The organism is Rhizobium sp. P40RR-XXII, from assembly GCF_012641405.1.
GTDB lineage: Bacteria > Pseudomonadota > Alphaproteobacteria > Rhizobiales > Rhizobiaceae > Rhizobium.
This window is the reverse complement of the sequence record NZ_JABAII010000015.1, coordinates 1-12541: the sequence shown is the minus strand read 5'-3', so window position 1 is coordinate 12541 and position 12541 is coordinate 1. Positions and strand designations below refer to the sequence as shown.

12 protein-coding genes are annotated in these 12541 nt (G+C 61.1%); 7 read left to right on the top strand and 5 right to left on the bottom strand.

Annotated features, from left to right (window positions below; translation table 11 throughout):
* The first annotated feature begins 4 nt into the window (after positions 1-4).
* On the top strand, positions 5-370 hold the full coding sequence (locus HGP16_RS24200) for a nuclear transport factor 2 family protein (protein ID WP_168842538.1): 366 nt from the start codon (positions 5-7) through the stop codon (positions 368-370).
* A 167-nt stretch (positions 371-537) separates the two neighbouring features.
* Here HGP16_RS24200 and HGP16_RS24195 read toward each other — a convergent pair whose 3' ends face one another.
* The 3 genes from HGP16_RS24195 to HGP16_RS24185 all read right to left on the bottom strand — a co-directional run bounded on the left by HGP16_RS24195 (position 538) and on the right by HGP16_RS24185 (position 2502).
* Positions 538-1668, bottom strand: coding sequence for a site-specific DNA-methyltransferase (locus tag HGP16_RS24195; protein WP_168842537.1), 1131 nt, complete (start codon positions 1666-1668; stop codon positions 538-540).
* Between the two features lie 160 nt (positions 1669-1828).
* The gene (locus tag HGP16_RS24190) at positions 1829-2176 is read right to left on the bottom strand and encodes an antibiotic biosynthesis monooxygenase (protein WP_168842536.1); all 348 of its coding nucleotides are present in this window, start codon (positions 2174-2176) and stop codon (positions 1829-1831) included.
* Positions 2173-2502: an NIPSNAP family protein gene (locus HGP16_RS24185; RefSeq protein WP_168842535.1), complete on the bottom strand. Its 330-nt coding sequence runs from the start codon at positions 2500-2502 to the stop codon at positions 2173-2175. Before HGP16_RS24185 ends, HGP16_RS24190 begins: the two co-directional genes overlap by 4 nt.
* Positions 2503-2574: 72 nt before the next feature.
* Between HGP16_RS24185 and HGP16_RS24180 the strand changes: the two genes are divergently transcribed.
* Positions 2575-3300 carry a helix-turn-helix transcriptional regulator gene (locus tag HGP16_RS24180; RefSeq protein ID WP_168842534.1) on the top strand — a complete coding sequence of 242 codons (726 nt, stop codon included), beginning with the start codon at positions 2575-2577 and terminating at the stop codon, positions 3298-3300.
* A 117-nt stretch (positions 3301-3417) separates the two neighbouring features.
* Here HGP16_RS24180 and HGP16_RS24175 read toward each other — a convergent pair whose 3' ends face one another.
* Positions 3418-4086: a GntR family transcriptional regulator gene (locus HGP16_RS24175; RefSeq protein ID WP_168842533.1), complete on the bottom strand. Its 669-nt coding sequence runs from the start codon at positions 4084-4086 to the stop codon at positions 3418-3420.
* A 234-nt stretch (positions 4087-4320) separates the two neighbouring features.
* On the opposite strand from HGP16_RS24175, the gene HGP16_RS24170 reads away from it, so the two are divergent.
* Entirely contained in the window at positions 4321-5013 is a 693-nt protein-coding gene (locus HGP16_RS24170; RefSeq protein ID WP_168842532.1) for an HAD family hydrolase, read from the top strand.
* 139 nt (positions 5014-5152) lie between these two features.
* Here the strand turns inward: HGP16_RS24170 and HGP16_RS24165 are convergent, their stop codons facing one another.
* Positions 5153-5773 carry a hypothetical protein gene (locus HGP16_RS24165; protein WP_168842531.1) on the bottom strand — a complete coding sequence of 207 codons (621 nt, stop codon included), beginning with the start codon at positions 5771-5773 and terminating at the stop codon, positions 5153-5155.
* Between the two features lie 314 nt (positions 5774-6087).
* Here HGP16_RS24165 and thrC point away from each other — a divergent pair, with 314 nt between their 5' ends.
* From thrC to HGP16_RS24145, 4 genes are read left to right on the top strand one after another with little or no spacing between them, the layout of a single operon-like run.
* Positions 6088-7485, top strand: coding sequence for a threonine synthase (gene thrC, locus HGP16_RS24160; protein WP_168842530.1), 1398 nt, complete (start codon positions 6088-6090; stop codon positions 7483-7485).
* A 20-nt stretch (positions 7486-7505) separates the two neighbouring features.
* Positions 7506-8804, top strand: coding sequence for a pitrilysin family protein (locus HGP16_RS24155; protein ID WP_168842529.1), 1299 nt, complete (start codon positions 7506-7508; stop codon positions 8802-8804).
* 50 nt (positions 8805-8854) lie between these two features.
* Positions 8855-9469, top strand: coding sequence for a GNAT family N-acetyltransferase (locus tag HGP16_RS24150; RefSeq protein ID WP_168842528.1), 615 nt, complete (start codon positions 8855-8857; stop codon positions 9467-9469).
* Complete coding sequence (locus HGP16_RS24145) at positions 9466-12378, top strand: EAL domain-containing protein (RefSeq protein ID WP_168842527.1); 2913 nt, start codon at positions 9466-9468, stop codon at positions 12376-12378. Before HGP16_RS24150 ends, HGP16_RS24145 begins: the two co-directional genes overlap by 4 nt.
* Positions 12379-12541: the final 163 nt, after the last annotated feature.

The following is a 12541-nucleotide window of genomic DNA, read 5'->3' as shown; positions in this document are numbered from 1 at the left end:
GCCGATGATCTTCGATCCCGCAGAGCGCATCGATCTGTTCCACGACGCGATCAATCGCCTCGATTATGAGGCGATCGAGAACTTCTTTGCCGAGGACGCTACCTACGTCTCCAACGGTGTCGGCAGCCTTGCCGGCCGCGCGGCGATCATGGAAGCGTTCCGCGGCTATTTCGACACCTATCCCGATCAGACGGCATCCAACTCCCTGGTGGAGACGCTGACACCGCTTTCGGGCCGTGCCGTCTGGTCGGTTCGCGCGACCAACAGCAAGACCGGCAAGCCGCTGATCCGCGAAGGCGAGGAAACGATTACCTTCGACGAGGACGGCCGCATCGTCCGCGTCGATGTTACGGACTATCAGGAATTCTGATACCCGGAGCTGAAAAGACGCCCAGGGCCTTACCGATATTCGTTCGATAAGGCCCTGGGCGTTTCACCTTCTTCCCTAACTGGAGGTACACGACGGAAGAAGGCGGATATGTTTGCGGGAAAACAAAGAGATAGAGCGATTCCGTGGAAAGCTGAACCGCTCTTTGCTTACTCCACCTTCGCCAGATCGCTGCGGATGATAGCCCTCAGTTCGTCGATCGGACGCAGGGCACGTCCGTCGTCGAAGTGCCAGAACATCCATCCGTTGCATGCATCGAGGCCCTGGACCTTCGCGCCGAGGCGATGAATCGAACCGGCCTCGCCGCCGGAGGCGACCGTGCCGTCGGCGCGCACGATGGCGCTATAGCGGCGCTTCGCGTCCGTCAGCACCTGGCCCGGCTTGATCATGCCGCTCTCGATGAGCACGTTGAAAGCCACGCGCACTTCGGCCTTCTTGCCGGTCATGACGGTCAGTTCCGCCTTACCGAGCGGCTCGACGGCGGCGATGCGGGCGCTTGCCGCATCGATATAGTCCTGCTCGCGCTCGATGCCGACGAAATGACGGCCGAGGCGCTTGGCAACGGCGCCCGTCGTGCCCGACCCGAAGAAGGGATCGAGGATGATGTCGCCGGGTTTGGACGAGGCCATGATGACGCGGGCAAGCAAGGCTTCCGGCTTCTGCGTCGGATGCACCTTCTTGCCGTCGTCGCCCTTCAGCCGCTCGTTGCCGCTGCAGATCGGGAACAGCCAGTCGGAGCGCATCTGCACGTCGTCATTGGCGGCCTTCATGGCGTCGTAGTTGAAGGTATAGCCCTTGGCCTTGGCGTTCGGACTTGCCCAGATCATCGTCTCATGCGCGTTCTGGAAGCGGCGGCCCTTGAAATTCGGCATCGGATTGGTCTTGCGCCAGACGATGTCGTTGAGGATCCAGAAGTTCAGATCCTGCATGGTCGCGCCGACGCGGAAGATATTGTGATAGGAGCCGATGACCCAGATCGTGCCCGTCGGCTTCAACACGCGGCGGCAGGCAAGCAGCCAGGCGCGGGTGAAGGCGTCATAGGCTTCGAAGGATGCAAACTGGTCCCACTCGTCATCGACGGCGTCGACCAGCGACTGGTCCGGTCGATGCAGCGTGCCGCCAAGCTGAAGATTGTAGGGCGGGTCGGCGAAGATGACGTCGACGGACTGATTGGGCAGTGCTTCAAGAGCGGCCACGCAATCGCCCTTGATGATCGTGTCGATCCAGGACCCCGGAACTGCGGAGGTCCTGAGGTCGGCAAGCGGGAAAACTGACGCCATGTGATACTCGCTCTGTTACACTTACTCGATGCTCTTAACTGAGTGTTATGGTTACCTAACTTGGTTACCAAAGACTAAAGCGGCGGCATATTTTCCAAATTCCCGAGGAAGCCCCAGGGAATGCGTGGCTCGCAAGGCGGTGCTATCCCGCTAAACTGCCTTAGATGTCGTGCACCGCGTGGCTGTCATCTGGCGCCTCGTCCCGTTCCGTCATCCCGTAATCGCGAAGGACCTGCGTGACGCGCAAACGATAATCGGCGAATACCGTCTTGCGGCCCGCTTTCTGCGCGGCGCGATGGGCTTCGCGGTTTCGCCATTCGCGAACGGCGGCTTCGTCGCGCCAGAAGGACAGCGACAGGATCTTGCCCGGCTGACTGAGGCTTTCGAAGCGTTCGATGGAGACGAAACCATCGATGGCTTCGAGTTCGGAGCGCAGCCGTCCGGCAATGTCGAGATAATGCTGACGTTCATCAGGATGCGGGACGACTTCGAAAATAACTGCGATCATGGCGATATCCCTGGAGCATGTGGCAGGGATATATTTTTCAGGAAAATACGATTCTCCTGCAAGATGAAACGCTCACGACGGGAGAAATCGTGATTGGCCTGCGCCAGCGGGTCGGCGGCTAGGCTCTTGCGGTAGGCCTCGTAGGCGGCCAGGTTTTCAATGTTGTATATGCCATAGGCCGTCGTCAGCGAACCCTCATGTGGCGCGAAGTAGCCGATCAGATCGGCGCCGTTGCGCGGGATAATCTGGCCCCAGGCCTTGCCATATTGCGCGAAGGCTTCCTGCTTGAACGGATCGATCTGATAGCGGATGAGACAGGTGATCATTGGCTTTCTCCTTTGCTGATGGGAGTGTTTTCTCACATTGCAGGACGAAGATGCTTCGGTTACGATCGAAGTATGAAAGAAGGTCCAGACATCGCACAGATCGGCTCGCTGATCGGCGATCCGGCACGAGCGAACATGCTGACGGCGCTGATGGGCGGCCGCGCGCTGACGGCGACGGAACTGGCGGCTGCGGCCGGCGTGACGCTGCAGACCGCGAGCGCTCATCTTGCCAAGCTCGAAGCAGGCGGCCTGCTCACGCAACGCAAGCAGGGCCGCCATCGCTATTTCGCGCTGGCCGACGACCGCGTCGGCAAACTGCTTGAGGGCATCATGGGTTTTGCCGCAAGCCGCGGGCACCTCCGCCATCGTCCCGGCCCGAAGGAGCCGGCCCTGCGCAAGGCGCGCATCTGCTACGACCATCTGGCTGGCGATTATGGCGTGCGCATGCTCGACAGCCTGGTGGAGGCCGGATCGATTTCCGTCATGGGCGAAGGCCTGAGTGTGACGGCCGACGGCGAGAAGCGTTTGGGATCGATCGGCATCGATATATCCGGGCTGCGTTCGAGCCGCCGTCCGCTTTGCCGATCCTGCCTTGATTGGAGCGAGCGGCGGGCGCATCTGGCCGGCAGCCTCGGCAAGGCGCTGCTTTCAAACTTCTTCGACAAGGGTTGGGCGCGACGAACCGAAAACAGCCGCTCGATCTTCTTCACGCCCGAGGGGGAGCGCCGCTTCCTGGCGCTCTTTCCTGTCGAATTGGGTGAAGATATCGAGCAGCCCCAGCTGGATGATACGCTTTGAACTGTCGCGAGGTACATTGCAGCTGAGGTCAAATCAAAAACGGCCTCACTCGGAAGACGAAATGAATTGCCGATCGAAACACGTCCAGTAATACACCGAAGAAACTATCTATAATTTTTAGCCGACGATTGCGAACGCTTCGCGGGTCGATCCGGACGGTGTGCGAACCGGCGCGCGGCCGATCCATTGCACATGTTTCTGCAGAATCGCGGCTGCCTCATCGGCCCGCCCTTGGCGCAACGCCGCCAGAATAGCGCGGTGGTCGTGATCCGTGCGCTTCTCCCAGCCGGATTGCCAGGCGGAGAAGAGAAAGCGGGCGCTGGCGGCATGCAGGTCATCGATGGCGGCCAGCAGGCGCACCATGCCGCAGGGCGCCAGGATCAGGCGGTGGAAGCGGCGATTGGCCTCCTCCCAGGCGCGGACATCGCCGGCGGCATCGCCGTCGCGTGTCGCCTGCTCGGCCTCGTCGAGAATGGCAGGCGTCAGGTGCGGGGCCGCATGCTTGAGCGCAAGGCCCTCGAGCGCCGCCCGCATTTCGGCGACCTCGCGGACTTCCTTGAGATCGAAAGAGGCGACGCGAACGCCGCGGCGCGGCAAGCTGATCGCCAGCCCTTGCGCCTCCAGCCGCCGGAACGCTTCGCGCACGGGCACGTGGCTGGTACCGAATTCTGCGGCGATGTGATCCTGCCGCAGGCGGGCATCGGGCGCGATCTCGCCGCGGATGATGCGGTCGGCAAGCACCCGGCTGATGCGGCTGGCAATGGTGTCGTCGCGCTCCTTGGCCATGGCCGATCCTTAAAGGCGGGCCTGCCGGATGTCGAGCGGCAAGCAACGGTCATCACTTCTTTTGCGCATTTCGACCCTTTCGCTCACTGCAGCGCAGCCATGCCCGTCAATTGGTTGAGCTTTGGCGACAGATCGTGTAAAGCCCCACGGTCATTTTCCAGAGCATGCTCCGAACCACCGACGGCCTTCCGCGAAGCATGCCGACTTCAGCCCATATCAAAGGCAGCACTTCTCATGAGCAATGGCTTCGACCTCATCATCTTCGACTGCGACGGCGTTCTGGTCGATTCGGAAATCATCGCGGCACGGGTCGAATCGAAACTGCTGACCGATGCCGGCTACCCGATCAGCGCCGAGGAAATGGGCGAGCGCTTCGCCGGCATGACCTGGCGCAACATCCTGTTCGAAGTCGAGCGCGAGGCAAGTATCCCGCTCTCCGCGTCGCTACTCGACAAGTCGGAGAAATTGCTCGACCTGAAGCTTGCCAATGAGGTTCAGGCGATATCAGGCGTTCCGCTGGCGCTGTCACGGCTGCCGATGCCACGCTGCATCTGCTCGAACTCCAGCTCCGAACGTCTCGACATGATGTTGACCAAGGTCGGCTACATCAAGTTCTTTGCGCCGCATATCTACTCCGCCAAGGATCTCGGCGCCGACCGCGTGAAGCCGAAGCCGGATATCTTCCTGCACGGCGCCAAGCAGATGAATGTCAGCCCCGCCAACACGATCGTCGTCGAAGATTCCGTTCATGGCGTCCAGGCCGCACGCGCCGCCGGCATGCGCGTCATCGGCTTCACCGGCGCGTCGCATACCTATCCTTCCCATGCCGACCGTCTGACGGATGCCGGCGCCGAAACCGTCGTCAGCCGCATGGCCGACCTGCCCGGCGTCGTCATGGCGCTCGCAGAATGGGACGGCGTGCTCTGAGGCAATAGGCAATAGGCAATAGGCAATAAATGTTGCGGCTATAGTGCCGACGGCAGCAAGGGGACAAGGTGTCTTTTACTACTGCCTACTGCCTACTGCCTACTGCCTACTGCCTACTGCCTACTGCCTGACCCCAACCTTAGTGACGCTTCTTACGGGCCGGCTTCTCACCCTTTACAGGCTTCTGCGGACCCTGTTCGAAGCCGATCTGGACGATCGTGAAGCCGCCGGAACCGCCGGCAACCTGGATATCGTCATCGGTGAAGAGGAATTGTGCCGTGGTCTCACCCGGCGGAATTTCCGCCGTGTACATGATGGTCTTGCTGTAAAGGGCATTATCATTGTCCATGACGGCAACGTGGATGGGCAAGGTGACCTTGCCGGAACTGCCCGTCGGGCCGGCAACGAGGCGCCCTTGCGCGACGACATGAATGCCGAGGCTGGCGCCGTCGCTTGTGCACTGGCGCGTCGCCTGCGCGAGCGAGGCCTGATAGGCCAGCTGGTTCGGATCATCCTTGGCGCCCTTAGCGTAAACGCGATAGACCGAATCTTCGTCGCGAATGACCGCCTGCGGGCATTTGCCGGCGACATAGGTCTGACCACCGGTCGGAGCCGCGGTCGCGGGGCTCGCCTGCGGTGCTACCGTTACGTCCGTTGCCGGCTGTTTTTCACTATTGCCGCCGATACCGAGAGTGCTGCAACCCGTCAGCAATGCCAGAAGCGAAGCGGAGAAAAGACGACGCGAAACCTTGCCAAACACTATTATTCCACCCTCTCCAGATATTTCACATTATCGGCCTGCAGCCTATTAAACGGGCCTTTTATGACACTTGGCGATGGTCTATACCAGCGACGCAGCAAAAAATCGATTGGGTAGACACCGTTTTGGCTCACTTTTCGAGATCGACACATTGCCATAGACAGCCGCCACATGGCGCCGATCCCACGCGCCTTGCGCAAACGCGAAAACCACGCGGCTGATCCGACGCAAAAAGACAGGCCGCCGTCGCTTCGTTCCACTACCCTCTCAATCGATCACTCAGGCAATTTTGCGACCAAAGGAATTCTAAGACCGTGGACTATATCTCAACGCGGGGAGAAGCCCCTGCCCTTGGCTTCTGCGACGCCCTCCTGGCCGGCCTTGCTCGCGACGGCGGGCTCTATGTTCCCCGTGAATGGCCTGCCCTGACGAAGAAGGAAATCCGCGCCTTTCGCGGCAAAAGCTACCAGGACGTCGCTTTCGCGGTCCTCTCCCCCTTCACCAATGGCGAGATCCCGGCCGACGTCTTCCGCGGCATGATCGACGATGCCTACGCCACCTTCCGGCACCCCGCGGTCACACCGCTCGTCCAGACCGGGCCGAACAGTTTCGTCATGGAACTCTTCCACGGCACGACGCTCGCCTTCAAGGATGTCGCCATGCAATTGCTGGCACGACTGATGGACTACGCGTTGGAAAAGCGCGGCCAGCGGGCCACCATCGTCGGCGCCACATCAGGCGACACCGGTGGTGCCGCGATCGACGCCTTCGCCGGCCGCGAACGCACCGATATCTTCATTCTCTTCCCGCATGGGAAGGTTTCGCCGGTACAGCAGCGGCAGATGACCACCTCGACGGCGGCCAATGTTCACGCGCTGGCGGTCAAGGGCAATTTCGACGACTGCCAGAACCTCGTCAAAGCCATGTTCAACGACGCCGCCTTCCGCGACAAGGTCAAGCTTTCCGGTGTCAATTCCATCAACTGGGCGCGAATCATGGCGCAGGTGGTCTATTATTTCACCACCGCAGTCGCCCTTGGCGGCCCGGACCGGAAGATTTCCTTCACCGTGCCAACGGGCAATTTCGGCGATATTTTCGCGGGCTACGTCGCCAAGCGCATGGGCTTGCCGATCGAGCGCCTAGTCATCGCCACCAACGAGAACGATATCCTGGCGCGCATGCTGAAGACCGGCCGCTACGAAATGCGTTCCGTCAAGGCCACCACCTCGCCGTCGATGGATATCCAGATCTCCTCCAACTTCGAACGGCTGCTGTTCGAGGCCAACGGCCGCGACGCGTCCAAGGTCCGCGCCGCCATGGAAAGCCTGAAGCAATCGAACGGCTTTTCGATCAGCGAAGAGGCCCTGAAATTCATCAAGAAAGACTTCCGCGCCGGGCGCGCCAGCGAAAAGCAGGTGGCCGAAACGATCCGCAAAACCCTCGCGGATACGGGCTATCTGCTCGACCCGCATACGGCGATCGGTGCTTTCGTCGCCGCGAAGAACGAGCGCCCCAGCAGCCCGATGGTGACACTTGCCACCGCGCATCCCGCAAAATTCCCCGCCGCAGTAAAATCCGCATCCGGTATTGACCCGGCGCTTCCGACGTGGCTTGCTGGTCTGATGACCAGGGAGGAGCGTTTCGACATTCTCGATCCGGAACTTAAAGCCGTTGAAGGCTTTATCGGCAAGCACGCCCGGACCGGGGAATAACAGACGCGGAAAGACAAGCGATGACAGTGGAGTGCACCCGGCTTGCGTCCGGGCTGACAGTAGCAACCCAATCGATGCCACACCTTGAAAGCGTGGCACTCGGCGTTTGGATCAAATCGGGTTCGCGTAACGAGACGGAAGCAGAACACGGTATTGCGCATCTGCTCGAGCATATGGCGTTCAAGGGCACGGGACGGCGCACCGCCCGCGAGATCGCCGAGGAAATCGAGAATGTCGGCGGCGAAGTCAACGCTGCCACCTCGACCGAAACCACTTCCTATTATGCCCGCGTTCTGAAGGATCACGTGCCGCTCGCCGTCGATATCCTTGCCGATATCCTGACCGAGTCCGCCTTCGACGAGGAAGAACTGGCCCGCGAAAAGCAGGTGATCCTGCAGGAAATCAACGCCGCGAACGACACGCCTGACGATGTCGTCTTCGACAAATTTTCCGAAGTCGCCTATCGTGGACAGACGCTCGGGCGCGCCATTCTCGGCACGCCGGAAACCGTCGTCTCCTTCTCGCCGGAACAGATCCGCCATTACCTCGGCCGCAACTACACGACCGACCGCATGTTCGTGGTGGCGGCCGGCGCGGTCGACCATGAAAGCTTCGTGCGTCAGGTCGAGGAGCGCTTCTCCAGCCTGCCGGCGAAACCGTCCGCTCCGCCCGTTATCGAGCCAGCCCGCTACATCGGCGGCAACATCCGGGAAACGCGCGACTTGATGGATGCGCAGATCCTGCTTGGCTTCGAAGGCCGTGCCTATCATACCCGCGATTTCTATTGTTCGCAGATCCTCGCCAACATCCTCGGCGGCGGCATGTCATCGCGCCTGTTCCAGGAAGTGCGCGAGTTCCGCGGGCTCTGTTATTCGGTCTATGCCTTCCACTGGGGCTTCTCCGACACCGGCATCTTCGGCATCCATGCCGCCACCGGCGGCGAGAACCTGCCGGAATTGCTGCCCGTCATCGTCGACGAGCTGCGCAAGTCTTCCCATGACATCCAGCAGCAGGAAATCGAGCGCGCCCGCGCCCAGATCCGCGCACAATTGCTGATGGGCCAGGAAAGTCCAGCCGCCCGCGCCGGCCAGGTCGCCCGGCAGATGATGCTTTACGGCCGCCCCATCCCGAACCAGGAGATGCTGGAACGCCTGGAAGGCATCACCATCGACCGCCTGACGGATCTTGCCGGCCGGCTGTTCTTCGATACAGTACCGACGCTTTCGGCGATCGGGCCGCTGGAGCAGCTTGCACCGATGGAAGACATCGTCACGTCGCTGTCGTCGCCAGCCCCCGCTTCCAAAAGCGCAAGCGGCTAAGGGCACGCCGCGAGCCTATGGGTTCAATTCTCGGGGGAGTGCTTGGCGGCATGCAAAAATCTGTCTTTCGGTTTCTCTCACGTCATCCGGACGCGGTTGAACTCGAAAACGACACATATTTGCTGCGCCTGCCGCGCTACTCCGATTTCAACCAATGGCACAGGCTCCGGGCGGAGAGCCGCCGCTTCCTGGAACCCTGGGAGCCGACCTGGCGGCATGACGAGCTTACGGAGGGCGCCTATCGGGCACGCATCATCCGCGGAAAGCAGGAATATAGTTCCGGCCAGGCCATACCGCTATTCATCTTCCTCAGGGAAAACATGACGCTGGTTGGCGGGATTACGATCGGCTATATTCGCCGCGGTGCTGCGCAGAGCTGCATGATCGGATATTGGATGGGCGAGCGCTATTCCGGTCAGGGCCATATGTTCGCCGCACTTCAATTGGTTATACCCTATATCTTTTCCGGACTTGAGTTGCACCGTATTGAAGCAGCCTGTATTCCGGACAATGAGCGTAGCATGCGGCTTTTGGAAAAAGCCGGTTTCCAGCGGGAAGGTCATTTGCGCGGTTATCTTAAAATCAACGGTCAGTGGCGCGACCATGTGATGTTTTCAAGGTTGGCATCCGACACCAACCCGAACCGAAGCTTCGACCAGCGATGATCACCGGATTCACGCAGACGTGGCCGATGGCCCCGCGGCTATCCGCGCTGATCGCCACGCTTGCGGCCACCATGCTGCTGTTGATCGCCGGTATGGCGCATGCGGCGGAGCCCGTGAAGATTTCGCGCGACGATACCGCCCTCGACCTGACGGCGACGACGGAGATCTACACCAACCAGGGCGAAGCCTTTCAGGTCTCGACTGCGGCCGGAGCCGACGGCATCCGGCGCCGCATTGAGGTACGATCCTCCTCACCGAACCATCAAGGTGACTGGGCCGTCTTCGCGCTCGCCAATGTCTCGGAAGAGCAGCTGGAGCGCGTCATCGTCGCGCCGCATTTCCGTCTGGTGAATTCTAAGGTCTTCTGGCCCGATCTCGGCTCGCAGCGCATCGTCGCCATTACGCCGAGCGAAGGTTTCGCGCTCGACCGTCAGCCGAGCGACGAGGCCGATGTCTTCCGCATCACGCTGAACCCCGGCGCCGTCGTCACCTTCGTTGCCGAGCTTTCGTCGCCGAACCTGCCGCAGCTCTATCTCTGGGAACCGAACGCCTACAAGGATACGGTCAACGCCTTCACGCTCTATCGCGGCATCGTGCTCGGCATTGCCGGGCTGCTGGCCGTGTTCCTGACCATCCTTTTTGTGGTCAAGGGCACGTCGATGCTGCCGGCGACGGCGGCACTCGCCTGGGCGGTGCTCGGCTATATCTGCGTGGATTTCGGCTTCCTCGGCAAGCTCATCAGCATCACGTCGAGCGACCAGCGAATATGGCGCGCCTGCGCGGAGGTGGCGCTCGCATCGAGCCTGGTGATCTTCCTGTTCACCTATCTCAATCTCAATCGCTGGCATGCGCATCTCGGCTACGTGACGCTTGCCTGGGTTCTCGGCCTTGCCCTGCTCTTCGGCGTCGCGATCTACGATCCGTCGATCGCGGCCGGTATCGCGCGGCTGTCGCTGGCGCTGACGGCGACGGCCGGCCTGCTGCTCATCATCTATCTCGGCTTCAGCCGCTATGATCGCGCCATCCTGCTCGTGCCTGCCTGGGCTCTGATCCTCGTCTGGCTGTTCGGAGCCTGGATGACGGTCATGGGCAAGCTCGACAACGACATCATCCAGCCCGCACTCGGCGGCGGCCTTGTGCTCATCGTCCTGCTGATCGGCTTCACCGTCATGCAGCACGCCTTTGCCGGCGGTGCCTTCCAGCAGGGCTTGTTCTCGGATCTCGAGCGTCAATCCCTGGCGCTCACAGGTTCCGGCGACACCGTCTGGGACTGGGACGTGGCGCGCGACCGCGTGGTGACGACTCCCGATATCTCGATGAAGCTCGGCCTTTCGCCGGGCACCATGCACGGCGCCGCGCGCAACTGGCTGCCGCGGCTGCACCCAGACGATCGAGATCGTTTCCGCGCAACGCTTGACGTGCTGCTGGAACACCGTCGGGGCCGACTGAACCACGAATTCCGCATTCGCGCGGAGGATGGGCATTTCCACTGGCTGTCGATCCGCGCCCGGCCGGTGCTTGGGTCGAACGGCGAGATCATTCGCTGCGTCGGCACGATCGTCGATATCACCGAGCAGAAGAATTCGGTCGAGCGGCTGCTGCACGACGCCGTGCACGACAATCTCACCGGATTGCCGAACCGCCAGGTCTTCCTCGACCGGCTGCAGGCCGTTCTGACGCTCGCGTCGGATAGCAATCAGCTCCGGCCGACCGTGATGGTCATCGACATCGACCGCTACAAGCTCGTCAACGATACGCTCGGCTTCGCGGCTGGTGACAATATTCTCATCGCGCTGACGCGGCGCCTTCGCCGCCTGATGAAGCCGCAGGATACACTCGCTCGCCTTTCGGGCGACCAGTTCGGGCTCATCCTCGTTTCCGAACGCGATCCGGCCAAGGTTGCGGATTTTGCCGACGCGATCAGCAAGGCAATCATGGTGCCGATCAATTTCGCCAATCGCGAAATCATCCTGACGGCATCGGTCGGGCTAACGTCGTGGGTCGACCAGCAGGAAAATGCGGCCGGCATGCTGAGCGATGCGGAACTTGCCATGTACCGCGCCAAACGCGCCGGCGGCAATCGCGTCGAGCCGTTCCAGCCGGCCTTCCGCAGCTTCGGCACCGACCGGCTGCAGCTCGAAACCGATCTGCGCCGCGCCGTCGAGCGCAAGGAACTTTCGCTGGTCTATCAGCCGATCGTCCGCCTGGAAGATGCCGAGGTCGCGGGCTTCGAGGCGCTGATGCGCTGGGAGCATCCCAAGCGCGGCAATATTCCGCCGACGGAATTCATTCCGATCGCGGAGGCTTCCGACATCATCGGCCCGCTCGGCATGTTCGCGCTCGAACAGGCGACCAACGACCTGAAGGCCTGGCAGCGACAGACTGGCGATCTGCCACTGTTCGTCTCCATCAATCTTTCCAGCGTGCAGCTGCTCAACAACGAGCTTTACGACGATATCCGTGCCCTGCTCGCCAAGACCCATTGCGATCCGAGCCGTATCAAGCTGGAGCTGACGGAATCGCAGGTGATGGAAAACCCGGAACAGGCTCGGCTCGTGCTCAACAAGCTGCGCGACGCCGGCATCGGCCTCGCGCTCGACGATTTCGGCACCGGCTATTCGTCGCTCGCCTATCTCACCCGCTTCCCCTTCGACACGATCAAGCTCGACAAGGCCATGGTTCGCGACGACAGCGACAAGAAGGCCGTTCTGCTGCGCTCGGTCATTTCCATGGCGCGCGAACTCAACATGCGCGTCGTCGCCGAAGGAATCGAATCCGAAGAGGATGCCTTGGAGCTTGCCAAGATCGGTTGCAGCTACGGACAGAGCTTCATCTTCGGGCCGCCGATGGGCTCCGATTCGGTGATACGTCTGTTGAAGGAACGCTTTCCGCTGACGAAGCGTGCCTAAGGCTTTTCGCGAACCGTCATCGACGATTTGCGGCGCCTAGAGCACGCTTCGATTTCTCAGAATCGCAGGTTCGCAAATCAGCTGAGATATGATTCTCTGTTCCTACCGGGAAAGGACGGTCGGCAGGGATGACCCAACCATATTCCGAAGATCTTCGCGAACG

Bases quoted from the DNA above. Each gene is read 5' to 3' on its own strand.
- HGP16_RS24175 (WP_168842533.1), bottom strand. From the start codon at position 4,086: ATGGCCAAGGAGCGCGACGACACCATTGCCAGCCGCATCAGCCGGGTG.
- HGP16_RS24150 (WP_168842528.1), top strand. From the start codon at position 8,855: ATGCAAAAATCTGTCTTTCGGTTTCTCTCACGTCATCCGGACGCGGTT.
- HGP16_RS24145 (WP_168842527.1), top strand. From the start codon at position 9,466: ATGATCACCGGATTCACGCAGACGTGGCCGATGGCCCCGCGGCTATCC.
- HGP16_RS24185 (WP_168842535.1), bottom strand. From the start codon at position 2,502: ATGATCACCTGTCTCATCCGCTATCAGATCGATCCGTTCAAGCAGGAA.
- HGP16_RS24200 (WP_168842538.1), top strand. From the start codon at position 5: ATGATCTTCGATCCCGCAGAGCGCATCGATCTGTTCCACGACGCGATC.
- HGP16_RS24155 (WP_168842529.1), top strand. From the start codon at position 7,506: ATGACAGTGGAGTGCACCCGGCTTGCGTCCGGGCTGACAGTAGCAACC.
- HGP16_RS24180 (WP_168842534.1), top strand. From the start codon at position 2,575: ATGAAAGAAGGTCCAGACATCGCACAGATCGGCTCGCTGATCGGCGAT.
- HGP16_RS24195 (WP_168842537.1), bottom strand. From the start codon at position 1,668: ATGGCGTCAGTTTTCCCGCTTGCCGACCTCAGGACCTCCGCAGTTCCG.
- HGP16_RS24170 (WP_168842532.1), top strand. From the start codon at position 4,321: ATGAGCAATGGCTTCGACCTCATCATCTTCGACTGCGACGGCGTTCTG.
- HGP16_RS24190 (WP_168842536.1), bottom strand. From the start codon at position 2,176: ATGATCGCAGTTATTTTCGAAGTCGTCCCGCATCCTGATGAACGTCAG.